The sequence below is a fragment of the Candidatus Aquiluna sp. IMCC13023 genome (genome assembly GCF_000257665.1).
In the GTDB taxonomy this organism is placed as follows: Bacteria; Actinomycetota; Actinomycetes; order Actinomycetales; family Microbacteriaceae; genus Aquiluna.
This window is the reverse complement of the sequence record NZ_AJKR01000002.1, coordinates 332,237-355,118: the sequence shown is the minus strand read 5'-3', so window position 1 is coordinate 355,118 and position 22,882 is coordinate 332,237. Positions and strand designations below refer to the sequence as shown.

General features: G+C 51.9%; 23 protein-coding genes. 10 read left to right on the top strand and 13 right to left on the bottom strand.

Annotated elements, in window-relative coordinates:
- Positions 1-2 precede the first annotated feature (2 nt).
- Positions 3-1,166 carry a class I SAM-dependent RNA methyltransferase gene (locus tag IMCC13023_RS02710; RefSeq protein ID WP_007540983.1) on the bottom strand — a complete coding sequence of 388 codons (1,164 nt, stop codon included), beginning with the start codon at positions 1,164-1,166 and terminating at the stop codon, positions 3-5.
- A gap of 35 nt (positions 1,167-1,201) precedes the next feature.
- Between IMCC13023_RS02710 and IMCC13023_RS02705 the strand changes: the two genes are divergently transcribed.
- Positions 1,202-1,801 carry a Maf family protein gene (locus IMCC13023_RS02705; RefSeq protein ID WP_007540981.1) on the top strand — a complete coding sequence of 200 codons (600 nt, stop codon included), beginning with the start codon at positions 1,202-1,204 and terminating at the stop codon, positions 1,799-1,801.
- Positions 1,802-1,874: 73 nt separating this feature from the next.
- The gene (locus IMCC13023_RS02700; RefSeq protein WP_007540979.1) at positions 1,875-3,647 is read left to right on the top strand and encodes an acetyl/propionyl/methylcrotonyl-CoA carboxylase subunit alpha; all 1,773 of its coding nucleotides are present in this window, start codon (positions 1,875-1,877) and stop codon (positions 3,645-3,647) included.
- Here IMCC13023_RS02700 and IMCC13023_RS02695 read toward each other — a convergent pair whose 3' ends face one another.
- A complete protein-coding gene (locus tag IMCC13023_RS02695; RefSeq protein ID WP_193353055.1) occupies positions 3,648-5,057 on the bottom strand; it encodes an NAD(P)H-quinone dehydrogenase in 1,410 nt (469 codons plus the stop codon).
- Between the two features lie 68 nt (positions 5,058-5,125).
- On the opposite strand from IMCC13023_RS02695, the gene IMCC13023_RS02690 reads away from it, so the two are divergent.
- Together IMCC13023_RS02690 and IMCC13023_RS02685 are read left to right on the top strand one after the other, a co-directional pair.
- Positions 5,126-5,947, top strand: coding sequence for a purine-nucleoside phosphorylase (locus IMCC13023_RS02690; protein ID WP_007540975.1), 822 nt, complete (start codon positions 5,126-5,128; stop codon positions 5,945-5,947).
- Positions 5,944-7,581: a phospho-sugar mutase gene (locus IMCC13023_RS02685; RefSeq protein ID WP_007540973.1), complete on the top strand. Its 1,638-nt coding sequence runs from the start codon at positions 5,944-5,946 to the stop codon at positions 7,579-7,581. Before IMCC13023_RS02690 ends, IMCC13023_RS02685 begins: the two co-directional genes overlap by 4 nt.
- On the opposite strand, the gene IMCC13023_RS02680 is transcribed toward IMCC13023_RS02685, so the two are convergent.
- The 11 genes from IMCC13023_RS02680 to IMCC13023_RS02630 all read right to left on the bottom strand — a co-directional run bounded on the left by IMCC13023_RS02680 (position 7,559) and on the right by IMCC13023_RS02630 (position 18,133).
- Entirely contained in the window at positions 7,559-8,218 is a 660-nt protein-coding gene (locus IMCC13023_RS02680; protein WP_007540971.1) for a pyridoxamine 5'-phosphate oxidase family protein, read from the bottom strand. The two genes, IMCC13023_RS02685 and IMCC13023_RS02680, sit on opposite strands and share 23 nt — an antisense overlap.
- 9 nt (positions 8,219-8,227) lie before the next feature.
- On the bottom strand, positions 8,228-8,500 hold the full coding sequence (locus IMCC13023_RS02675; protein WP_007540969.1) for a PTS sugar transporter subunit IIB: 273 nt from the start codon (positions 8,498-8,500) through the stop codon (positions 8,228-8,230).
- Positions 8,501-8,507: 7 nt separating this feature from the next.
- Entirely contained in the window at positions 8,508-8,954 is a 447-nt protein-coding gene (locus IMCC13023_RS02670) for a PTS sugar transporter subunit IIA (RefSeq protein ID WP_007540967.1), read from the bottom strand.
- Positions 8,944-10,035 carry an adenosine deaminase gene (locus IMCC13023_RS02665; RefSeq protein WP_007540965.1) on the bottom strand — a complete coding sequence of 364 codons (1,092 nt, stop codon included), beginning with the start codon at positions 10,033-10,035 and terminating at the stop codon, positions 8,944-8,946. The genes IMCC13023_RS02670 and IMCC13023_RS02665 overlap by 11 nt, the downstream gene beginning before the upstream one ends.
- Before the next feature lie 37 nt (positions 10,036-10,072).
- The gene (locus tag IMCC13023_RS02660; protein WP_007540955.1) at positions 10,073-11,350 is read right to left on the bottom strand and encodes a thymidine phosphorylase; all 1,278 of its coding nucleotides are present in this window, start codon (positions 11,348-11,350) and stop codon (positions 10,073-10,075) included.
- Positions 11,340-11,738 carry a cytidine deaminase gene (locus tag IMCC13023_RS02655; protein ID WP_007540954.1) on the bottom strand — a complete coding sequence of 133 codons (399 nt, stop codon included), beginning with the start codon at positions 11,736-11,738 and terminating at the stop codon, positions 11,340-11,342. Before IMCC13023_RS02655 ends, IMCC13023_RS02660 begins: the two co-directional genes overlap by 11 nt.
- Before the next feature lie 3 nt (positions 11,739-11,741).
- Entirely contained in the window at positions 11,742-12,995 is a 1,254-nt protein-coding gene (locus IMCC13023_RS02650; protein ID WP_007540953.1) for an ABC transporter permease, read from the bottom strand.
- Complete coding sequence (locus tag IMCC13023_RS02645; protein ID WP_007540951.1) at positions 12,992-14,227, bottom strand: ABC transporter permease; 1,236 nt, start codon at positions 14,225-14,227, stop codon at positions 12,992-12,994. The genes IMCC13023_RS02650 and IMCC13023_RS02645 overlap by 4 nt, the downstream gene beginning before the upstream one ends.
- Positions 14,224-15,729, bottom strand: a complete 1,506-nt coding sequence (locus IMCC13023_RS02640) for an ABC transporter ATP-binding protein (protein ID WP_007540949.1) — start codon at positions 15,727-15,729, stop codon at positions 14,224-14,226. The genes IMCC13023_RS02645 and IMCC13023_RS02640 overlap by 4 nt, the downstream gene beginning before the upstream one ends.
- 88 nt (positions 15,730-15,817) lie before the next feature.
- Positions 15,818-16,909, bottom strand: coding sequence for a BMP family lipoprotein (locus IMCC13023_RS02635; protein WP_040324845.1), 1,092 nt, complete (start codon positions 16,907-16,909; stop codon positions 15,818-15,820).
- 114 nt (positions 16,910-17,023) lie between these two features.
- The gene (locus IMCC13023_RS02630) at positions 17,024-18,133 is read right to left on the bottom strand and encodes a mannose-1-phosphate guanylyltransferase (RefSeq protein WP_007540939.1); all 1,110 of its coding nucleotides are present in this window, start codon (positions 18,131-18,133) and stop codon (positions 17,024-17,026) included.
- Between the two features lie 83 nt (positions 18,134-18,216).
- Here IMCC13023_RS02630 and sdhC point away from each other — a divergent pair, with 83 nt between their 5' ends.
- From sdhC to IMCC13023_RS02600, 6 genes are read left to right on the top strand one after another with little or no spacing between them, the layout of a single operon-like run.
- The gene (sdhC, locus tag IMCC13023_RS02625; RefSeq protein WP_007540937.1) at positions 18,217-18,606 is read left to right on the top strand and encodes a succinate dehydrogenase, cytochrome b556 subunit; all 390 of its coding nucleotides are present in this window, start codon (positions 18,217-18,219) and stop codon (positions 18,604-18,606) included.
- 6 nt (positions 18,607-18,612) lie between these two features.
- The gene (locus IMCC13023_RS02620; RefSeq protein WP_007540935.1) at positions 18,613-19,056 is read left to right on the top strand and encodes a succinate dehydrogenase hydrophobic membrane anchor subunit; all 444 of its coding nucleotides are present in this window, start codon (positions 18,613-18,615) and stop codon (positions 19,054-19,056) included.
- A gap of 44 nt (positions 19,057-19,100) precedes the next feature.
- The gene (gene sdhA / locus IMCC13023_RS02615; protein ID WP_040325032.1) at positions 19,101-20,849 is read left to right on the top strand and encodes a succinate dehydrogenase flavoprotein subunit; all 1,749 of its coding nucleotides are present in this window, start codon (positions 19,101-19,103) and stop codon (positions 20,847-20,849) included.
- Positions 20,849-21,583 carry a succinate dehydrogenase iron-sulfur subunit gene (locus IMCC13023_RS02610; RefSeq protein ID WP_007540931.1) on the top strand — a complete coding sequence of 245 codons (735 nt, stop codon included), beginning with the start codon at positions 20,849-20,851 and terminating at the stop codon, positions 21,581-21,583. Before sdhA ends, IMCC13023_RS02610 begins: the two co-directional genes overlap by 1 nt.
- A gap of 23 nt (positions 21,584-21,606) precedes the next feature.
- On the top strand, positions 21,607-22,053 hold the full coding sequence (locus IMCC13023_RS02605) for a Rieske (2Fe-2S) protein (RefSeq protein ID WP_050816710.1): 447 nt from the start codon (positions 21,607-21,609) through the stop codon (positions 22,051-22,053).
- 17 nt (positions 22,054-22,070) lie between these two features.
- Positions 22,071-22,880 (top strand): exodeoxyribonuclease III, encoded by an 810-nt coding sequence (locus tag IMCC13023_RS02600; RefSeq protein ID WP_007540926.1) that lies wholly within the window; start codon positions 22,071-22,073, stop codon positions 22,878-22,880.
- Positions 22,881-22,882 lie beyond the last annotated feature (2 nt).

Here is a 22,882-nt window from a genome sequence, read left to right as displayed (position 1 = left end):
ACTTAGCGCGCTAGCGCAACAACTGTTTCGAAATGGTGGGTGTGAGGGAAAATATCAAAGGCCCGCATGGCCTTCACGTTGTAGCCAGCATCACCGAGAGTCTTTAGGTCTCGAGCGAGCGCAACCGGGTCACACGCTACGTAGATCATGTTTCTTGGGCTCAAGCGAATTAGCTGTTCGACCACCTTGTTCGCGGCTCCGGAACGAGGTGGGTCGAGAATAATTGTGTCGAAGGTACCAGCGGTCTGAGATCTTAGAAATTTCAGAACATCAGCCTGATGGAAGCGAAGGTTATCTAGGTCGTGAGACGAACGCTCCCCGTCGGCAATTGCCTGCTTGGAAGATTCGATGGCCAAGAATTTAGCTCCGTCAAACTGCGCGCTCAAAGTCGCGCTAAATAAACCCGCGCCAGAATAAAGGTCCAGGTTCTGCTTTTCTGGATCAAGATTTAGTAATTTTGCGAATTCGCTAACGCAAGAAGTCAAGAGCTCTGGGCCCTTGACGTGTGCCTGCCAAAACGAGCCTGGGCTCAGGCGGAAAGTTCTTCCGGCAACCCGTTCGATTAGTTGCTGGTCGCCATTTACTTTTTTATCGATCAGCCATTGGCTATTGCCAGTGTTGCTTGCGGCGATTTTTATCTTGTCAACGCCATTGAAGTTTTTTAGATGCAGGCCTAGTTCTTCTATTTCCTTGACGGCTAGTGGTAGATCGCGAGTGAAGACAATTTCATTGGTCCGTATTTTCGAGGGCCCCGCGGTTCCAGACTCATCAACGTTCAGCTGAACTCGAGTGCGGTAGCGAAGTCCTTGATTCTCCTGATCACCTGGAGCGGCTTCGACAACGACCTCAGACTCGATTCCCGCCATGCGAGAAAGAACTTTCTGAAGCACTTGCGTCTTTAGCACTCGCTGATAGGAGAGTTCAATGTGCCCAAATTCAGCTCCCCCGGCTCCCTTTAGGGCTGCCTTCCAGAAGTGCTTCACCCTGTGCTCGGATTCCTCCAGGACCTCAACGGTCTCGGCTCTTAGGAAACTCTTGGTGTCCTGGACAACCTTTGCCTCAACTAGCTCGCCGGGTATGGCTCCGGAAACGAACACCACTTTCGAGTCGTGTCGAGCAATAAAAACTCCACCGTGGGCAACTTTTTCTATTTTCAGCTTTAGCATCACATGCACAGTGTTCCACAGCTAACCTGATTATCGTGATCGATTTCGTACTTGCGTCAACTTCGCCTGCCAGAAAGAAGCTCCTTTCCGAGGCCGGCATCAAATTCCGCGACCTTGCTCCAGGTGTTGACGAAGACCAAATGGTTGAAGAATTGGCCCCGCAGACGCCAAGCGAGCTGACCGGGTTGCTGGCCAAAGCAAAAGCAGAGGCGATTGCAGCCGCAGAAACAACATCGCTCATTCTGGGCTGCGATTCCGCACTCTTCTTCGAGGGGCAGATTCTTGGAAAGCCGCTGGAATCTAGCGTTGCGATCGAGCGTTGGAAATCAATGCGAGGGAAGTCTGGGTGGCTGTACTCCGGACATCACCTGATTGATGCTCAAAACAGCCAGGCAATCTCGCTGGTTACCAGCACTGAAGTTTTCTTCGCAGACCTTTCTGACCGAGAGATTGAAATATATGTTGCGACAGAGGAACCTCTGCAAGTGGCCGGAGCCTTCACAATTGATGGGCTAGGTGGCGCTTTTGTCGAGCGCATCAACGGTGATTACCACACTGTGGTTGGCCTATCGCTCGTGGGACTAAGAAAAATGATGGTTGAGCTTGGGCTTGATTATCAATCTCTCTGGAGATAACAGATACGAATACTTGATTTTTTTGTAGGTTGAGCATAAACAGCCGACCCAATGAGCCAATAAGCTTCCAACTATGACCGAGCGCAAGATTTCTAAAGTACTTATAGCCAACCGTGGCGAAATTGCGGTCAGAGTTATCCGAGCAGCCAAAGACAGCGGCATCCAGACCGTCGCCGTCTACGCCGACTCCGACCGGAATTCACTACATGTGAAGCTGGCCGATGAGGCCTATGCGCTTAACGGCGAGAGTGCTGGAGAAACCTATTTGGTAATCGAAAAAATACTTTCAGCAGCCAAAAGAAGCGGTGCCAATGCAATCCACCCCGGCTACGGATTTCTATCGGAAAACGCTGAATTTGCGGAAGCCGTAGTTGACGCTGGCCTAATTTGGATTGGTCCGGATGCTCAGTCGATCACCTCTCTAGGTGACAAAGTATCTGCGCGAAAGATAGCTGAATCTGTCGGCGCTCCAATGGCCCCAGGAACGTTGAACCCAGTAGAAACCGTTACCGAGGTGGAAGAGTTTGTTGCAATTCATGGTCTTCCGGTGGCTATCAAGGCGGCCCACGGTGGTGGTGGTAGGGGTATAAAGATTGTTCGTGATGCCTCTGAAATTTCAGAGCTTTTCGAGTCTGCAACCCGCGAAGCAATTGCGGCATTTGGTCGCGGAGAATGCTTCTTGGAAAAATACCTTGAGAAACCGCGTCATGTGGAAACACAGTGCCTTGCGGATTCTCATGGAAATGTCGTAGTTGTTTCTACTAGAGACTGTTCACTTCAGCGCAGACATCAGAAGCTAGTTGAAGAAGCACCAGCTCCGTTCTTGACTAAAGAGCAAGAGCAGATTTTGTACGAGGCATCAAAAGCCATCTTGAAAAAAGTCAATTACGTCGGTGCTGGAACATGTGAGTTTTTGATCTCGCAAGATGGAACAATTTCTTTCCTCGAAGTCAACACCAGGCTGCAGGTCGAGCACCCGGTGTCCGAAGAAGTCACCGGCCTAGATCTGGTGCGCGAGCAGTTCTTTATCGCAGAAGGAAAGAAGCTTTCCTACACGGACCCTGAAATCCGAGGTCACTCGATTGAATTCAGGATCAATGGCGAGGACGCCGGAAACGGTTTCTTGCCGGCTCCTGGCCCCATCCACCAGTTCATAGCCCCCTCGGGCCCAGGCGTCAGAGTTGATTCTGGAGTGGTTTCCGGGGACATTATTTCCGGCAAGTTTGACTCGATGATGGCGAAGTTAATTGTTACCGGCAAAGACCGCGCTGAAGCTCTCGCCAGATCTCGCAGGGCACTAGCCGAAATGCAAGTTCTCGGGCTTCCAACTGTCCTTCCTTTCCACCGGGCAATAGTTGACGATAGGGCTTTTATCGGCGACGGATCAACCTTTGGGATTTTCACCCGCTGGATCGAAACCGAGTGGAACAACACCATCGAACCGTGGTCAGGATCGCAGGAACAAATCCCGGAGCCAGAACCGCGACATGAAATTGTCGTGGAGGTTGCAGGAAAGCGCCTTGAGGTTTCAGTTCCCAAGCGATTACTGGTTGGCGAAATTGGATCAGCGCAGGGTCACGCTCCCAAGCGCGCAGCCTCTTCTAACGTCTCAGGTCACACCGGCGCCAAGGGCAATCTTCTGCTAGCTCCAATGCAGGCAAGCGTTGTGAAGGTAGCGGTCAGTGTTGGCGACCCCATCGAAAAGGGCGACCTGGTTGTAGTACTTGAGGCGATGAAGATGGAGCAACCCCTAACCGCCCATCGCTCAGGAAAGATTAAGCAAATAGGCGTGGCCGTGGGAGATACTGTTTCGGCCGGGACTCTGCTTCTAGAGATAGAAGACTAATCAGTCGTCAATCGGCGGGTGCAGTGCACTAGCAGCTTCAGAAATAGATCCCGACAGCGACGGATAGACCGTGTAGGTTCTTGCCAACTGGTCAACAGTTAGTCGATTCTCAATCGCTACGGCAATCGGATAGATCAAATCCGAAGCAGTTGGAGCAACTACCACTCCTCCAATAACAGTTCCCGAGCCCACGGAAGCATAAAGCTTTATAAAACCCTCTTCGATGCCTTGCATTTTGGCCCTCGGGTTGGTTTCGAGCATAATTTTTTGCACTTCACCGCGAACTACGCCCTGCTCAATCGCATCCTGGGACCAGCCGACCGAAGCAATCTCCGGTGAAGTGAAAACATTGGAGGCCACGTTACGCAAACTCGTTGGGACGGATACATCTCCCATGGTGTGATAAATCGCGGTTCTTCCTTGCATCGCGGAAACCGAAGCCAGCGGTAGCGCCGTGGAGCAGTCACCCACGGCGTAGACATTCGCCCTAGAAGTTCGAGCGACCTTGTTTGAAATCACGTGACCGGTTTCATTGAGCTTCACGCCGGCTTCTTCCAAACCAAGATCTGCAGTGTTGGGAATTGCTCCGACTGCCATCAGGCAATGCGAACCGGAAATAACCTGGCCATCTTCCAAGGTGACTTCGACACTCTCACCTAAGTTTTTCACTGAGGCTGCTCGGGCATTGCGCAAGATATTCATGCCTTTGCGCTTAAAGACATCCTCAATCAACTCGGCCGCATCACCATCGTTTCCCGGAAGGACTTTGTCTCTTGAGGAAACAAGGGTCACCTCGCTTCCGAGATCTAGGTAGGCAGAAGCGAACTCCGCCCCGGTAACACCGGAACCAACAACAATCATGTGGGTCGGTAAATCGCCAATGTTGTAAAGCTGCTTCCAGTTCAGAATTCTCTTGCCGTCAGTCTTGGCACTTGCAAGCTCTCTGGGGCTTGCACCGGTGGCGACAATAATCGTCTTGGCCTCGATTCGCTCTGAGGAGGTCTCGCCGGATTTGGTTATTAGAACATGGTGGTTTCCATCAAGAACCCCGCGACCATCAACCACGATGACCCCTTCGGTCTTTAGAGTGTGCAGCATATCCCTGGACTGGGACTTGGCTAATTGAAGTAGGCGGCTATTGATCGCCGGTAAATCTATGTCGATTGTCGGGGTGACGCGCTTGCCGTCCACCATTAGCCGCACACCGAGTGCAGCAGCAGATGCAACACGTTGGGCCGCTTCTGCGGTTGCGATCAGGGTCTTCGAAGGGACAACATCGGTGAGGACCGCATTGCCCCCAATACCGTTTTCTTCGACAAGGACAACTTCGGCTCCAAGCTGGACACCGGCTCGAGCGGCTTCGTAGCCACCCGGGCCACCACCGATCACAACAATTCGGTGCTTAGTCATTTTTTTTTCGATCACAGCCACTATTCTCCACCACGTGAGCATGACTATGCGTGGCTAGACTAATTTTCATGACGCATCTACTCGACGACGAGACAATTAACCCCTTCGAAATTGCCCAGGAGGCAGCTGACCAGATAAGAAAGCTTTCGGGGGTTGAGGCCCATCACATCGCCCTAACACTTGGCTCGGGCTGGGCTAAGGCGGCCGACCTAATTGGAGAAACAGTCAGCGAAATACCAGCTTCTGAGGTGATCGGATTCTCAAAGCCCGCTCTTGCAGGGCACGTTGGAAACATCAGATCGATAAGACTGCCCAACGGGAAGTTTGCTCTGGTGATAGGAGCCAGAACCCATTTCTACGAAAATCACGGCGTCAGAGCAGTGGTCCATTCGGTTCGAACGGCTGCTAAAGCCGGAGCAAAAGTAATGGTCCTCACAAACGGTGCCGGCGGAATCCAGCCGAAGTGGGCCGGTGGTGCCGCGGTTCTGATTTCCGATCACATAAACCTGACAGCCTCAAGTCCTCTTGAAGGGGCTAACTTCATTGATCTGACCGACCTGTATTCGGCAAGACTGCGCGCTATTGCCAAAACCGTTGATTCCAGTCTCGATGAGGGCGTCTACGTTCAGTTCCGTGGCCCTCACTACGAAACACCAGCCGAAGTCCAAATGGCCAAAATAATGGGGGGTGACATCGTAGGAATGTCAACCGCGCTTGAGGCCATTGCCGCAAGGGAATCGGGCATGGAAATCCTCGGTATGTCGCTGATCACAAACCTGGCCGCTGGCATCCAAAAGACTCCGCTCAGCCACGCGGAAGTTATTGAAGCCGGCCAGCAAGCTGAAGCTCGAATATCCAAGCTGCTAGCAGAAATTGTGGACAAGATTTGAGTCAACTAGCCGATCAGGCCCAAGCATGGCTTGATCAGGATCCGGACCCAGTAACCAAGATCGAGCTCCAAGCACTTATCGATAATCACGATGAGGAAGATCTCGCTTCTAGGTTTAGCACCCGGCTAGACTTCGGGACCGCAGGACTGCGCGGAGAACTAGGGGCTGGCCCGAACCGAATGAACAGGGTGGTTGTGGCGCAAACGGCCCTAGGCCTCGCTGAGTTTTTGAACACTAATCGCGACACCTACTTGGATCCTTCTGGAGAACTAAGCGCAGTAATCGGCTACGACGGCAGAACAAACTCAGATGTGTTCGCGATGGATAGCGCGGAAATATTGAGTGCGGCCGGGATCAAGACCTTTTTATTTTCAGAAATGGTCCCGACGCCGGTTGCCGCATTCACCGGCAGGCGGCTTGGTGCAAGCCTAACTGTGGTTGTGACGGCAAGCCACAATCCTCCCAGGGATAACGGCTACAAGGTCTACCTTGGAGGCCCCACCGGAGGCAGCCAGCTTGTTCCTCCCCAGGACAGGGAAATAGCGAATCTAATAACCGCCATTTCAACTAAAACCACTTTTCAAGAGATTCCAAAAAGCAAAGACTTTACGCTCATCGGGCAACCGGAAATCAACCAGTACTTGGATCGAGCCAAAACGCTTGTCAGTCTGGACGAGAGCGAAATTGCCAAAAGGTCAGCGCTCCGAATCACTCACACCGCCTTGCATGGAGTTGGCTGGAAGGTAGTAAGCCCGCTATTGGCCGCCGCAGGCTTTAGGGTTTTACCGGTCAAATTACAAGCAGAGCCAGACCCTCAATTTCCAACCGTTGCCTTTCCGAATCCGGAGGAAAAAGGTGCGATGGATCTTAGTTTCGCCGAAGCAACTAGCAATGACAGCGACATCATCTTGGCCAATGACCCAGATGCCGACCGGCTGGCCGTAGCAGTGCGCAGTGGGGGTGGCTATCAAATGCTCACCGGAGACCAGGTTGGACTGCTGCTTGCAAATCAGCTTGCTCCAACCTCGAAGGCGATCGCAAATTCGATAGTTTCGGCTGATTTATCAGCACTTGCGAAGCACTACGGCGTGCCCTACACCCAGACCTTGACAGGCTTCAAGTGGATTTCCAAGGTTCCCGATCTTGGCTACGGATATGAAGAAGCTCTCGGTTACTGCGTTGATCCGGAATACACCCCGGATAAAGACGGCATAACGGCAGCCCTGGTAATCGCCCAGATGGCATCAGACTTGAAAGCCCAAGGTAAGAGCTTGGTTGATCAGATTCAGGACTTGGCCGAGAAATTTGGGCACGTTGCAACCGGTCAGGTTTCACTTAGAGTGTCAGATCTTTCGGTTATTGGAAAAATCACTTCTGACTTGCGGGCTAACCCACCGGCAAGCATTGGAGACGAAGCAGTTCTTTTCGAGGATTACCTAGCCCGAACCGATGCCATGAAAACGGATGCTCTTATTCTCTCCAGCAACTCAATCAAAATAATCGTGAGGCCCTCTGGAACCGAACCCAAGCTCAAGTGCTACTTACAGGCTTCCGCGACCAGCAAGACAGCGGCCGCCAAGCTCCTGGAGGACCTGAAAACTTGGGCTGATGCTACTTTGAGCGCTTTGAAATAAAGCTTTGAACGCTTTCTGGCACAGGCAAGGATGCTGACTCCGGGTCTGCGGGTATTGCCTCGCCGGCCATTGAAGCAAGAGGGATTGTCCCTGACCAAAAACCTAGGTTCATGTCCTCTGGTGGGTCATCAACTTCGTTAACCGAAATCTTTACCGACGCCTCTGCCAGCGATAAGGAAAGAATCAATGTGGCGGCCACTTCTTTTTTGGTGGTTGGCCTTGCTTCGCCCACTCTTCCTGGAATCATCGCGTTACTCACAACGTCTAGCGCATGATGTTTTTGGTCCATTGGAACCAATTTGGCTTTTCCAAAGATCATGACCGCGCGGTAATGCATGCCGCTGTTGAAATTGCTTCTGGCAACCTTCAAGGCATTGAGTTCAGTTATGGAAACGCATACCTCTGGTTCGGTTTCCAAAATACGCATCAGCCTTGATCCGGATGAGCCGTGAAGGAATATCTCATCTCCGCTTCTGCCATATGCCATCGGAACTACCAGAGGAGAGCCGTCGATGACCACGCCAACATGGGCAACCAGATTGGCGTCCAAGACGCTATTCAGATCCGAGGTGCTCTCAGAAGATTTGTAGCTCATTCTGTTGAGCTTGGTGCGCTCCGAGGAGCCTGGGGTACTCATTCTGCAAGACTAGCTCAGCGTGGCTTTTAGCTTTTCGCCTAATTCACCCAAATCAAAAATGTTATTTATAGCGATTACCTCGGCAGGGATGCCGGAAAGCTGGTCAAGGATTTCCGGCGTTGCAAGAACTACCTGTGCCATTTTGTCGGCCCCACGAGCCTCCTCTATTGAGACAGCTCGAACCTCTGCTTCGATCCCCAGCATTGATAGAGCCCTCTCAGCATTGGACTTCAGTAAAACACTGGTCCCAATTCCTGCTCCACACACTGCGTAAATCAACATAACTTGATTAAAGCGCTTTTTTAAAAAGAATATCCTCAATGACGCTCACGGCGGAAGCATTTAACAAGTTGGTCATGACCTGATCGGTGCTCATGATCTGCCCAAAATCAGCCAGCATCTCCATGTGCTCGCTGGCATTAGGCGAACACATCGAGAAAACCAAGCTAACCGGATCATTTGCGGATCCTGAAATAACCGGCTGGGCAAGTTTCAAAAGAGCCATCCCAGGAGCCGGAACCGAATCGGATGGCTTGGCATGAGCAAGAGCGAGGCCAGGGGCAATAACGAAGTAAGGGCCCAAAGTTTTTAGGCTTTCTAAAACTTCGTCAACGTAGCTGAGTTGCGCTTTACCCGATGCGACCAAAAGTGAAACTGATTGCGACACTGCGTCAGCGAAGCTTGGCGACGCGTCTTGAGCGACTATGGAGCCGGCTCCGAAATAGCTAATCAGCACCGTTTGCCTCAGCGAAACCGGCCTCGATCATCTCGATTAGCTCTTCTCGCTCATCTACCGCCTGGAAAGCCGCCTCGGCGGCATTTAGCTGCAACTGCTCCAGGTCTGCCAGCTTGTAGCCAAAAGTATCAACCAAAATCTGCAGTTCTTTGGTGAGGTTTGTCGAACTCATAAGTCGGTTATCAGTATTGACAGTTATGTTGAACCCCAAGTCATACATGATGTCGATCGGGTGATCGGCCATCGTGTCACCCAAGATGCTAAAAGCTCCGGTTTGCAGGTTCGAAGAAGGAGAGACCTCGAGGGCTATCTGTCGATCGTGCACCCATTGAGCAACCGGGCCAAGAACCACTAGGTCAGTATCGCCATCGGTTCTAGAAAACATGATGTCCTCCACCAATCGAACTCCGTGGCCTATCCTGAGCGCTCTTCCAGAAACTATCGCGTCCTTTATGGACTCAATGCCGCTACCTTCTCCTGCGTGAACAGTGCAGGGAAATAACTCGGTCGCTAGGTAATCAAATGCCAACTGGTGCCCGGATGGCAAAAAACCCTCTTCGGGCCCTGCGATGTCAAAGCCAACGACGCCATCGTTGCGGTGCCTAACTGCAAGCTCCGCAACCTCAAGAGCCCTGTCAGCCTGACGCATTGCGCTTATAATCTGCCCTGTGCGAATGAACCCACCTTGGTCACCGACTTCCTCCATGCCGCGCTCGAGGCCGTCCTGCACGGCTTCAACTGCCTCATCGAGACTCAGCCCCATGTTCAAGTGCTGTTCTGGCGCCCAGCGCAATTCCGCATAAATTATGTTTTCTTTCGCCAAGTCAATGACGGCTTCGTAGGCGACTCGCTCGAGCCCGGCTCGAGTCTGCATGACCCCCACGGTGTGCTGAAAAGTAGACAGATACCGCTCCAACGAGCCCGAGTCTGCATTTTCCTTGAACCAACCTGCTAGCTCCAGCGAATCGGTGGTTGGTAATTCATGTCCAATTTCGGCGGCGAGTTCAACTATGGTTTGGGGTCTAAGCCCGCCATCTAGATGGTCGTGAAGCGAAATTTTCGGGAGGGCTGCGATGTCCATTTGTTCCTAACTAACCATGTTTCTTGTTGGCTTGGGCCTAATTAACCCGACCAAGAATTAGCTTACGTTCCGCTGGCTTACTTTCCTGGAATCCGATTGATTCTTCGGCAATTGCTATTGCTCGCTCGAACCTTTCTGGAGTGTCGGTGTAAAGAGTCATCACCGGTTCTCCGGCTTTTACGTGGTCGCCAAGCTGAGCATGTAATTCAACGCCGGCTCCAAACTGAACCTGATCTTCCTTGCGCTCTCTTCCAGCTCCCAGCCTCCAGGAAGCGACGCCGATTGACAGGGCTTCCAACTTCGAAACGTATCCGGACTGACTGGCTCTAATAATGTGCGAATCGGTGGCCTTTGGCAGTTTTGCGTCTGGGTCTCCACCTTGAGCTGAAATCATCTTCCGCCAAACATCCAGAGCTTTGCCGTTATTTAGATTCTCGCGAGGGTCCACGTCTGGCATACCGCTCAGTGACAGCATCTCCTTGGCCAATTCCACCGTGAGCTCCACGACATCGGCCGGACCTCCACCCGAAAGAACCTCCACGGATTCTTCGACCTCAAGTGAGTTACCAATCTTCTTGCCCAGAGGGGTGGACATGTCGGTTAGTAGCGCCGAAGTGTTAACGCCGGCATCTTTTCCAAGCTGCACCAATACGGTTGCCAATTCATTTGCTCGGTCAAGGGTCTTCATGAACGCGCCGGAACCAACCTTCACATCCAGAACCAATGACGAGGTCCCTTCGGCAATCTTCTTGCTCATGATTGAAGAAGCAATAAGAGGAATTGCCTCTACTGTTCCTGTGACATCACGCAGGGAATATAGTTTGCGATCTGCAGGAGCAAGCCCTTGCCCAGCAGCGCAAATGACTGCCCCAACTTCGGATAGCTGGCTATACAGCTCTGTGTTCGAAAGACTGGCCTGCCAACCCGGAATTGCCTCGAGCTTGTCTAGTGTCCCTCCGGTGTGGCCAAGACCACGGCCACTTAGCTGCGGAACCGCAATGCCGTAGGAAGCAACTAGTGGGGCCAGCGGCAAGGTGATCTTGTCCCCCACGCCTCCGGTGGAGTGCTTATCAGCGGTGGGCTGCGTGAGTCCAGAGAAGTTCAATCGCTCTCCGGAGGCAATCATCGCCATCGTAAGGTCTTTGATTTCATCGCGGCTCATGCCATTCAGCAAAATAGCCATGGCCATTGCGGACATTTGCTCGTCGGCCACAACACCAGAGGTGTAGTTCTCAACCAGCCAATTGATTTCGGCGGTACTAAGCGCACCTTGTTCGCGCTTCTTAATAATCAGTTCTACGGCACTAAAGCTCATTGCGGTTAAGATCCTTCGGTCCAAAGGCATCCGGGAGTACCTCGTTGATTGTTTTAATTCCCGAAACAGTTTGAAGAAGCATCCCCTCGGCACTGTGCTCATAGAGCAACTGCCGACATCGGCCACAGGGCATCAATGGATTTCCCTGACCGTCAACGCAAGCAAATGCAACGAGTTGACCGCCTCCGGTGCGAAACAGCTCACTTACAAGCGAGCATTCCGCACAAAGCGCAAGCCCGTAGGACGCATTCTCAACATTGACGCCCGTGATGATGCGCCCGTCGTCACAGATTGCAGCCGCGCCCACTGGGAACTTCGAATACGGTGAATACGATTTTGGAAGCACGTCAATGGCTTGTTGGGTGAGGTTCTCCCAGTCGATTTTCATACACTAGCCCTTCACGTATGGCACTGCGAGTGCCTTCGGAGGCCTGGATTTACCAACAAAACCGACAACCGCAATGATTGTTACCACGTATGGCACCATGGTTATAAAGTCCGTCGGAATACCCGGACTTACTTGGTTCGCCCATACCCTCATGATGATCGAGAACCCAAACAAGAGTGCTGCAAGGGACGCATAGATGGGGTTCCAACGACCCAGGATCACCACCGCGAGAGCGATAAATCCAAAGCCTCCAGACATCTCTCGGCCAAAGGCTCCTGCGTTACCGATTGTGAGTGCAGCGCCGCCGAGGCCCGCTATTGAACCGCCGATAGTCACCCACCAGAATCTGGTTCGCCCCACATTAATACCTACTGTGTCAGCGGCCAATGGGTGCTCACCAACTGCCCTTGCTCGAAGCCCTAATCTGGTCTTGAACAAAACGAACCAGATAGTTGGCACGATAAGAATTGCGAAGAAGACCGTGATGCGGTTTTCGAAGAACACGGGGCCCAGGAGCGGAATGTCACTCAATACCGGAATTTTGATTATGTCCATGGTTCCGGGAAAGTTCACGTTCTCCGCATCCTCTGTCAGCCACTGCTGATATAGGAAGTTAGTAACCCCGATAACCAGAACGTTGAGCACAACGCCAACAATGATCTGCTGAGCCAAGAACTTTATCGAAAATACCGCCAAAATCATCGAGAGTAGTGCGGAAGTCACCATCGCTGCGATTATTCCAAACAGGAAATTACCCGTGATTGAAGACACCACTGCGGCCATGAACGCTCCGGTTAGAAGTTGGCCCTCAATGGCAATATTTGTGATTCCCACGCGCTCACTCATGATTCCGGCCATCGCCCCAAGAATAATTGGGACTGCCAACACCAAAGCCGTGCCGGCGATAAACGCAATTGGAACCGATTTCTCAGCCGCTAGCCAGCCAAGTAGCGCTGTCACTCCGACGAGACCAAATACAATCGAAACCCAGATTGGGGTCTTCAGGTTCTTTATGGCCTTCGAAAAAGAAAATCCTGCTAGCGCAAACATCGCCAATCCGGAGAGGACCCCGAGCAGGCTTGAGTCGATATCCAACGTCGGGAGCTGAAGGGAATCGGTTCTCCTCGATATCTCGAAAGCGACCATTCCATCGCGTCCCAGAAGCCCTAAAAACACAAGTGTCAGGAGGCCAATTGAGCCCATTACGATCGGCGACTTGTAGCCAACTTTTACTTCAGTTTCCTTTGAGGTAGTCATTTGGAGCCTCCCCCACGAGTGAATATTCGTTTTCGGATGGCTTCGAGGGCATTGGTCGTCTGGGGCTTAGGCAGCCTGAATATCGCCCGAATCAAGGGCGGAGCCGCAATGAACAGCACTATCGCTCCCTGAACGATTCCAAGCACCTCCGGGCTTACTCCGAAAACCTGCATGGATGGCGCGCCAGCCTTGAAGGCCCCGAAGAGCAGTCCGGCGAGCAAAATGCCTGGGCCCGATGATCCGCCCAGCAAAGCGACCGTGATTGCATCAAAGCCGATATTCGCGTGACTAGAAGGAGTGACGCCGATTGCCGTTCCCAGTGTCTGGTTGGCTGCAGCGACGCCGACGAAGCCCGCCGAAAGCGCCATAGCCAAGATGTAAGTCTTTTCGACATTTATTCCGGCGGCCCTAGCAGCGTCAGGATTAAAGCCCACCATTCTCAACCGATACCCAATGGTGCTTCGCTCCATCAGCCACCAGAAAACTACAACTGCCAACAGCGCAAAAATTAGACCCCAGTGCAGCGAGTAATTGTCCCCCAGTAATTTAGGAAGCAGCGCCGTTTCAGCAGCCGCATCCGCTTTTGGGTTGCCGGACGCTCTAGTTTCCTGCAAAAGGGCAGGGTCTCTCATCAGGAATGTAAAGAAATAAAGCGCGATGTAATTCATCATGATCGTCAAGATCACCTCATGTGCACCCGTCCTCGCCTTCAGGAAGCCCACAAAGGCTCCCAAAAGCGCGGCACCGACTATTCCGGCAATCAGTGCAACGACCATGTGCAGTACGAAGGGTAGCTCGAGCCTCGTCGCTACGAATGTCGCGAATATCATTCCGAAAATTAGCTGTCCGGTTCCACCAATATTGAATAGGCCCACCCGAAAAGTAAGCCCGATTCCAAGTCCCGCAGCGATAAGCGGTGCACCCAAACGAAGGGTCTCGGTTAGCGGTCTGATGGCTTTCTCGAATGTTTCTGCATCGGCGTTATAAATAGCACCTCGAAAAAGTGCTCCGTAGCCTTCGTTTACAACGGCGAAGGCGGCACCTAGGGCGTCGCCTGGCCGGGCAAAGATGTATCCGAGGGACTCAATGAACTCCTTGTTTGAGCCAATCATGAATAATGCCCCGACCAAGAAACCCAGCAAAATCGAGATCACTGTTCGGACTAAACCACCCGAGAAAATTTCACGCATTACCTGCGGCATCGTGTTGTCAGCCTTGTTGATTTCACTCATGCGGTCACTCCAGCCATTAGCTTGCCGAGATCTTCTCTAGAAGTATTCGGTTCTACAATTCCCACTATTTTGCCGCGATACATAACTGCAATTCGATCTGCCAGCGCCAAGACTTCATCGAGTTCTGAAGAAATCAAAATCACGGCCTTGCCAGCATCTCGCTCAGCAATTATTTGCTCGTGAATGAACTCAATAGAACCCACGTCCACTCCTCGAGTTGGCTGAGAGGCTATCAAGAGGCTGACCTCTCTAGAAAGCTCTCTAGCGACAACTACTTTTTGTTGGTTACCGCCAGACAGCTTGTTAGCAACTGTTTCTGAAGATGGAGTTCGGACATCGAACTGCTCTACAAGCTCCTTAGCAATGCGCTTACGGGCTGCAAAGTTTATGTTCAGGCCCTTAGTGAACCTTGATTTATAAGAGGAGTTCAACATTAGATTTTCAGCAATCGTAAACTCGGAAACCAAACCGTCAGTCTGACGATCTTCAGGAATAAACCCGACGCCACTCTCCAGCACTTCTCGCACTGACTTATTTGTTATTTCCTTGCCGTTTAGGTTCACTTTGGCTTTTGATCCAAGTGGCTTTCTCAGCCCAAGCAAGAATTCGGCGAGTTCGGTTTGGCCGTTGCCTTGCACTCCGGCAAGAGCCAGAATCTCTCCACCTCGAACCTCAAAGCTCAAGTCATTTACTGCCTTTTGTGATCGATCATCTAGGACGGTTATGTGCTCGACTTCTAAAACCACATCTCCCAGTGCCGCTGGCTTCTTGTTCACCGTCAACATCACCTCGCGACCAACCATTAGCGATGCAAGTTCCGAAGTTTCAGCATCAGGCTTGGCGGAACCCACAACTTTGCCTAGCCGAATGACAGTGATTCGATCGGCAACTGCTTTTACTTCGCGAAGCTTGTGGGTTATGAAAACAATGGAGGTGCCGCTTTTGGCAAGTTGGCGCATGATCTCCATGAGCTCGTCGGTCTCCTGAGGAGTCAGCACTGCTGTCGGCTCGTCCAGCACGAGGATTTTGGCGTCTCTCGAAAGCGCCTTGATAATTTCTACTCGCTGCTGGGCCCCCACCGGAAGGTCCTCGATTAGAGCGTCCGGGTCTATGTTGAACCCAAAGCGCTCCGAAATCTCTAATACTTGTTTTTTGGCTTCAGCTAAATCAATTACCCCAAGGGCTTTGGTCGGCTCGTGGCCGAGGGCAACGTTCTCTGCAACAGTGAATACAGGAATGAGCATGAAGTGCTGATGGACCATTCCAATTCCGGCCGCCATCGCGTCGCCTGGTCCCGAGAAGTTCTGCTTTACGCCATCGATTTCAATGTGGCCCTCATCTGCGGTGTAAAGACCGTAGAGGACGTTCATCAGCGTGGACTTGCCTGCTCCATTTTCGCCAAGCAGCGCATGAATCTCACCGGGCTCAATAACTAGGTCAATATCTTCGTTTGCGGTAACTGCACCAAAGCGCTTCGTGATTCCGCGTAGTTCAAGTTTCAAAAGACACTCCTTTGTGCAATTACTTTATGTCAAAAACTGAAAACAAAAAGGCCGTGGGATTCACCCCACGGCCTTTTCGATTCTTTAACTAGCTTTTTGGATTAATTTCACCGGAATTGATTCCGGCTTCAATCTCGACTAGTCGAGCCTTTACTTCGTCAGACAGCTTGGAGTCGAAGTCATAGAACGGGCTTAGGCCAGTTCCGCCATTCGCAAGAGTTCCAACGTATGCCTCACCGTCGAATGCTCCACCAGCTGAAAGCTCAGCAATGATGTCGTAGACGGCGTTGGTCATGCGCTTCTCAGCTGAAGTAAGAATGTATGGTGCGTACTCTGGGCTGGTAAGTGCAACGTCCTTGTCAACACCAATCATGACGCCATCGATGCCGGCTTCCTTGATTGCTTCGGATGAGGCACCGAACTGGTCGCCACCAACTGGGAACAACACGTCAGCACCCTCGTTGATCAGAGCGGCAGCAATTGACTTTGAGGTTCCAGAGTTTGGAACGAAGTCACCGATGAACTGACCGGTTTGGGCCATTGGGTCCCAGCCGACAACACTCACAGGTACGCCGTTTTCGTTAGCCCAGGCCATTGCGCCGTAGTAGAAACCGTCCATGAAGTCAGTAACTGCTGGGATCTGAAGTCCACCGTAAGTTCCAACAACCTTGGTTGTTGAGTAGGCGGCTGCTGCATATCCTGCAAGGTAAGAAGACTCAGCCATGTTGTATACAACTGGCTTTAGGTTTGCGTTGCCCTCTGACCATCCATCGATGGTTACGAAGCTCATGGCTGGGTTAGCAGCTGCGATTGCGTTGGCATCGGCCACCAAGTTGAAGCCCACTGCGAAAGTTATGTCGCAGCTCTGGTCAACCATTGCTTGCAAGTTAGGAGCGAAGTCCTCGGCGGAGATTGACTCAGCGTCGGCAATCTGTGCTCCAAGATCTGCTTCAGCCTTCTCTAGGCCGTCGTATACAGACTCGTTGAATGACTTGTCGTTCCAGCTACCCTCATCAGAAACTGCACATGCCAAGTAATCAATGGCTGGTGCTGCTTCTTCGGTTGCGGTAGCGGCAGCTGTCTCGGTTGGCTCGGCCTCTGGGGCGGCAGCACAGCCTGACAGCACTAGTGCTGAAACGCCCATTAGAGCGAAAGCAGCGGATGCGTTACGTAGCTTCAAGGTTCCTCCTGAATTATGTGAAGGCGCTGGACGCGCCTATTTTGGACTTATTTTAGCGGCACAAATCGCAGCTGAAACCTATATTCCAAAGCTTTACATTATTGAGATGTTTGTTCAAAGAAGGTCGGAGTGCCCGGTTTGCTTGAGCGCCTCAACCATTGCTTTGACCTTTTGAGCGTGGGCCTTTGTCGTGATAAGAAGTGCGTCGGCTGTATCCACAACAATGATGTCCTCAAGTCCAATCAGCGCAACCAATCGATTCGTGTCACTCACCAATATTCCTGATGAAGAATCGGACAGGACTTTTGCTGATCCAAGCACCGCAAGGTTGTTGCTATTGCCCTGTGACTGCAGCTCAGCGATTGCGGCGAAGTCTCCAACGTCATGCCATTCGAAATTGCCAGGCACTACGGCCACCAAGCCCAGCTTTGCCGCTGGCTCGGCGATCGCATAGTCGATCGCGATCTTGTCGAGTCCCGGCCAGATTGAATGCAACTTCTCAGTGCGATTCTCAGTGTCCCAATGCTCGGCTAGCTCCATGACACCTGCGTGGAGCTTTGGTTGCGTCTTTGCAAGCACATCGAGCAAAAGCTTCGCGGGCGCGATGAACATCCCGGCGTTCCAAAGATATTTTTTGGATGCCGCAAATTTCTGGGCCTTTTTTATGTTCGGCTTTTCAATAAAGTCAGCGACTTCAAATCCTTCGGTGCCAGCTATCGCCGGACCTTTTTTGACATAACCAAAAGCCGAGGATGCTTCGGTCGGGACTATTCCAATGGTTACGATTTTCCCAGTGGCCGCTATTTCAATTGAAGCTTCGATTGCGTGCAGAAGTTTTTCGTCGTCTTTGATTACGTGATCTGCCGCAAACGAGCCGACTATCACTTCCGGGTCTCTTTTATAAAGCACTGCCGCTGCCAAGGCGATAGCCGCAGTCGAGTCCTTGGGTGAAGGTTCAAGAATTAGGTTCGCTGGGTCTAAATCAGGCAGGTGCTTTGCAACCGTGGTTGCATGCACATCGCCGGTAACTACCATCATTCGATTGCCCACCAAGGGCGATAGGCGATCCCAAGTGTCCTGTAGCAACGTTTGCCCGGAACCGGTCAAGTCGTGCAGGAACTTTGGAGCATTGGCTCTGGATAGCGGCCACAGCCTTGACCCCACACCACCAGCCGGAATGATTGCGAAGAAATGGTCTTGGCCAGCGGTTGATTTTTTATTCACGAATTCACTCTAGGTGTTATTGGCTTAGATTCAAAAGGCTGGGATTTCCTGGGTTAGACTTAAGGTCAAATTCTGATCTATCCATGGAGGCTAGCTTGGCAATAAAGCCGGCAGGAACCCTTTACCGCGGCAAAGTCGGTATGTGGTCCTGGGTACTACACCGCATCAGTGGCGTCGGTATCTTTTTCTTTTTACTCGTCCATGTTTTGGACACCGCGCTCGTCCGAGTGAGCCCTGAGGCCTACAACATCGTCATAGAGTCTTACAAAACCCCGGTGGTCGGTCTAGCAGAGCTGGGTCTAGTGGGTGCAATCTTGTTTCACGGCCTGAATGGTCTTCGCGTAATCGCGATTGATTTCTGGTCTAAGGGAACGAAATATCAAAGCGTGATGTTCTGGGTTGTGATCACGGTGACTGTCGTCGCGGTTGCAGGGTTTACTCCGATGCACCTCGCACGAGTTTTTGGACACTAGGGGTTGATGATGAGCGTAACTATCGAAACACCAAATCGTCCTAGGACTCGCAAGCAGGCTAACTGGGAGAAGTACGGCTGGCTGTTCATGCGTGTCAGCGGCCCATTGCTAATCGTTCTTATCTTCACCCACTTAGTGGTGAACCTTGTTCTTGGTGATGGCATCAAAGCTATCGACTTTGCATTTGTGGCTGGCAAGTGGGCAGACCCGTTCTGGCAGGTTTGGGATCTAGCGATGCTTTGGCTCGCTCTGATTCACGGAACCAACGGAATGCGCACCATCGTCAACGACTACGCCGGCCAGGTCAAAGTTCGCCGCGCCCTAACCACAACCTTGTGGGCAGTTTGTGCGCTTTTGATTTTGCTTGGAACTCTAGTGATTTTCACATTCGACCCATGCCCAGCTGGCGCATCCGCTGAGCTGTTGGCCTCATTCTGCCCAGCGCAGTAAGTAAGGGAAATAAATTGGCAGAAAAAGTAGCATCAGACGACAACATCACGTATCACTCGTTTGACGTACTAATCGTTGGTGCCGGAGGTGCCGGCATGAGAGCCGCAATCGAAGCTGGCACAGACCTCAACGTCGGTGTCGTCTCAAAACTGTTCCCAACTAGAAGCCACACCGGAGCTGCCCAGGGCGGAATGGCCGCAGCGCTTGCAAACGTTGAAGAAGACAACTGGGAGTGGCACACGTTCGACACTGTAAAAGGTGGAGACTACCTAGTTGACCAGGATGCAGCCGAAATCTTGGCAAAAGAATCGGTTCAGGCAGTAATTGACTTAGAGAACATGGGACTGCCCTTCAATAGAACCCCAGACGGCAAGATTGACCAGCGCCGCTTCGGTGGTCACACCAGAGACCACGGCAAGGCACCGGTTAGGCGCAGCTGTTACGCAGCTGACCGCACCGGCCACATGATTCTGCAGACTTTGTACCAGAACTGCGTCAAGATGGGAATCAATTTTTTCAACGAGTTCTACGTTCTGGATTTGGTAATGAACGACGGCAAGCCAGCAGGAGTCGTTGCCTATGAGCTTGCCACCGGAGACATTCACGTTTTCCAGGCAAAGTCGATCATTTTTGCAACCGGTGGATTTGGGAAGATTTACAAAACCACTTCGAACGCTCACACCTTGACCGGTGACGGAGTGGCGATTGCCTTTAGAAGAGGTATCCCGCTGGAGGACATGGAGTTTTACCAATTCCACCCGACCGGCCTTGCCGGTTTGGGAATCTTGCTGTCCGAGGCGGCTCGCGGGGAGGGCGGAATTCTAAGGAACTCCTCCGGTGAAAGATTCATGGAGCGCTACGCCCCGACCATCAAAGACCTTGCCCCAAGAGACATGGTCGCAAGAGCAATGGCGAACGAGGTTCGCGAGGGCCGCGGTGGCGGACCAAATAAGGATTATGTTTTCCTTGACCTGACTCACCTTGAGCCCGCGGTCATTGACGCAAAGCTTCCGGACATCACTGAGTTTGCAAGAACATATCTTGGTGTTGAGCCTTACACCGAACAGATACCAGTTTTTCCAACCGCTCACTACGCGATGGGTGGGATTCCAACCAACATCAAGGCCGAAGTGCTTTCGGATAACGACACTGTCATCCCAGGTCTATACGCGGCCGGAGAGTGTGCTTGTGTTTCAGTACACGGCGCGAACCGCTTGGGAACCAACTCACTGCTAGATATCAACGTATTCGGAAAGCGCGCTGGACAGTATTCGGTCGAGTATGCAAAAACAGCAATTCAGGTGCCGATGCCGGAAAACGCAGCCGATGATGTGATTGCAATGATCGCCAAGGTGCGAATGGCAAAGGGCAAAGAAAAAATTGCTCAGCTGCGTAAAGAACTTCAGGAAACCATGGACAAGAACGCTCAGGTATTCAGAACCGAAGAAACACTGAACGAAGCTTTGGAGAAAGTCCAGGAATTGCGCAAGCGCTACGAAAACATTTCTATTCAGGACCAAGGCAAGCGATTCAACACTGATCTACTAGAAGCGATCGAATTGGGCTTCTTGCTTGATCTTGCCGAGGTCACTGTAATTGCTTGCCGCGAGCGCCGAGAATCACGTGGTGCACACCTGCGCGAGGATTACACCGAGCGAGATGACAAAAACTTCATGGTTCACTCCATGGTCTACAAGCAGGAAAAAATAGAAAAGAACACCGGAACAAACATGAGAATTGGGTGGAAGCCTGTTGTTGTGACTAACTACCAACCTATGGAGCGCAAGTACTAATGGCTGAACTATCCGTCCCAACGATTGAGTCCTTCACGGTCACACTTATCGTCAGGCGCTTTGACCCAGAGAATGACACTGAGCCAAAGTGGGAGGACTTTGACGTCGAGATGTATGGAACTGATCGAGTTCTAGACGCGCTTCACAAAATCAAGTGGGAGCAAGATGGCTCACTTACGTTCCGTCGCTCATGCGCTCACGGTGTTTGCGGTTCCGATGCAATGCGTATCAACGGTAGAAACCGACTTGCCTGCAAGACGCTTATCAAGGACCTCGACATCTCTAAGCCCATCTACGTAGAGCCAATCAAGGGCCTACCGGTAGAGAAGGACCTGATTGTCGACATGACGCCGTTCTACAAGGCTTACTTGGAGATCAACCCATTCTTGGTTGCCACCGATAAGCCTAAGAAAGAGCGTCTCCAATCTCCTGAAGATCGTGCGCGCTACGACGACACGACCAAGTGCATTTTGTGTGCCGCTTGCACAAGCAGCTGTCCTGTGTTCTGGACCGATGGTCAATACTTCGGCCCAGCTGCCATCGTGAACGCCCACCGATTCATTTTTGACTCCAGAGACGAAAACGCAGAACTGCGATTGGATATCTTGAACGATAAAGAAGGGGTATGGCGCTGCCGCACTACCTTCAACTGCACCGAAGCATGCCCAAGAGGGATTGAAGTGACTAAGGCCATAGCCGAGGTGAAACAAGCCATCTTGCGCGGAAGAGCTTAGACAATTTATTTGTTGACAATTCAATGACCGTAAATAGACGAACTGCCCTTACTGGGATTGTCGCCACATCCGCCGCCTTTACCTTGGCCGCCTGCGCTTCTGAAGCACAACCAGTACCAACAGTTTCCCCTAGCGCCACAGGTGACGAAACAAGCGCACCTCCCGCATCAGAGCAATTACTCGGTAAAGCCAGTGAAGTGATTGTCGGCTCTGGAATGAAGTACAAGATAAGCGATGCACTCACTATCTTGGTTACCCGGCCAGCTCTAGAAACTTTCCGTGCCTTCAACGCGACATGCACTCACGCCGGGTGCATCGTGACTGGCATACGCGAAGAACAGATAGTTTGCGGTTGCCACGGAGCAAGATTCGACACTGATAGCGGCGAACCTCAGTCCGGTCCGGCAAGAAGTGCTCTGGGCAAAATAACAATTGAAGTGCGCGGTGAAGATCTCTACGCGCTCATCTAGCTCATAGATTGGTGACGATGTTAAAGATTGCAAGCGTAAACGTAAACGGAGTCCGGGCCGCAGCGCGCAAAAACATGGGCGAGTGGGTTCAGGAATCTAACCCCGACGTGCTTTGCCTTCAAGAAGTTCGAGCCCCTACCGAAGATTTGGTAGAGCTTTCTACTAACGGACCGCTTGCGGTTGCCGAGGGCTGGAACATTTTTGATGACCTCGCCACCGCCAAGGGCAGGGCCGGAGTTGCAGTACTTTCCAAGCACAAGGTCCTGTCATCCTCGACAAAACTTGGGCCGGATGACTTTGATTCTGCTGGACGCTGGCTAGAGGCCAAGATCGAGGTTGGTGACCAAACGGTAACTGTTATCAGTTGTTACGTTCACTCCGGAGAAGTAGACACCCCCAAGCAAATTGAGAAATACAAGTTCCTGGATGCCATGACGATTCGCATGCAGGAGCTGATGGACGCAGGCCAACACGCCGTTGTCGTTGGAGACCTAAACGTTGGCCACACCGAACTAGATATAAAAAACTGGAAGGGCAACCTGAAAAACTCCGGTTTCTTGCAAGAAGAGCGAGTGTATTTCGATGGCTTCCAGAACATGGGCTGGGTAGATGTTGGAAGAACCAGTCACCCAGGCCAACCCGGCCCATACACCTGGTGGTCTTATCGGGGTAAAGCGTTCGACACTGACGCTGGCTGGCGAATTGATTACCAGCTTGCTACCCCGGCATTGGCAAAACTCAGCCAGACTTATCAGGTAGATCGGGCACCGAGCTATGACACCAGGTGGAGCGACCACTCCCCCGTTGTCGTTGAGTACGAACTGTAGGA

Excerpts from the sequence above, each read along its gene's own strand:
- IMCC13023_RS02695 (WP_193353055.1), bottom strand. The coding sequence starts at position 5,057 with ATGACTAAGCACCGAATTGTTGTGATCGGTGGTGGCCCGGGTGGCTAC.
- IMCC13023_RS02680 (WP_007540971.1), bottom strand. The coding sequence starts at position 8,218 with ATGAGTACCCCAGGCTCCTCGGAGCGCACCAAGCTCAACAGAATGAGC.
- IMCC13023_RS02605 (WP_050816710.1), top strand. The coding sequence starts at position 21,607 with ATGACCGTAAATAGACGAACTGCCCTTACTGGGATTGTCGCCACATCC.
- IMCC13023_RS02650 (WP_007540953.1), bottom strand. The coding sequence starts at position 12,995 with ATGACTACCTCAAAGGAAACTGAAGTAAAAGTTGGCTACAAGTCGCCG.
- IMCC13023_RS02600 (WP_007540926.1), top strand. The coding sequence starts at position 22,071 with ATGTTAAAGATTGCAAGCGTAAACGTAAACGGAGTCCGGGCCGCAGCG.
- IMCC13023_RS02620 (WP_007540935.1), top strand. The coding sequence starts at position 18,613 with ATGATGAGCGTAACTATCGAAACACCAAATCGTCCTAGGACTCGCAAG.
- IMCC13023_RS02675 (WP_007540969.1), bottom strand. The coding sequence starts at position 8,500 with ATGTTGATTTACGCAGTGTGTGGAGCAGGAATTGGGACCAGTGTTTTA.
- sdhC (WP_007540937.1), top strand. The coding sequence starts at position 18,217 with ATGGAGGCTAGCTTGGCAATAAAGCCGGCAGGAACCCTTTACCGCGGC.
- IMCC13023_RS02655 (WP_007540954.1), bottom strand. The coding sequence starts at position 11,738 with ATGAAAATCGACTGGGAGAACCTCACCCAACAAGCCATTGACGTGCTT.
- IMCC13023_RS02710 (WP_007540983.1), bottom strand. The coding sequence starts at position 1,166 with ATGCTAAAGCTGAAAATAGAAAAAGTTGCCCACGGTGGAGTTTTTATT.
- IMCC13023_RS02610 (WP_007540931.1), top strand. The coding sequence starts at position 20,849 with ATGGCTGAACTATCCGTCCCAACGATTGAGTCCTTCACGGTCACACTT.
- IMCC13023_RS02660 (WP_007540955.1), bottom strand. The coding sequence starts at position 11,350 with ATGAGCTTTAGTGCCGTAGAACTGATTATTAAGAAGCGCGAACAAGGT.
- IMCC13023_RS02665 (WP_007540965.1), bottom strand. The coding sequence starts at position 10,035 with ATGGACATCGCAGCCCTCCCGAAAATTTCGCTTCACGACCATCTAGAT.
- IMCC13023_RS02690 (WP_007540975.1), top strand. The coding sequence starts at position 5,126 with ATGACGCATCTACTCGACGACGAGACAATTAACCCCTTCGAAATTGCC.
- IMCC13023_RS02700 (WP_007540979.1), top strand. The coding sequence starts at position 1,875 with ATGACCGAGCGCAAGATTTCTAAAGTACTTATAGCCAACCGTGGCGAA.
- IMCC13023_RS02645 (WP_007540951.1), bottom strand. The coding sequence starts at position 14,227 with ATGAGTGAAATCAACAAGGCTGACAACACGATGCCGCAGGTAATGCGT.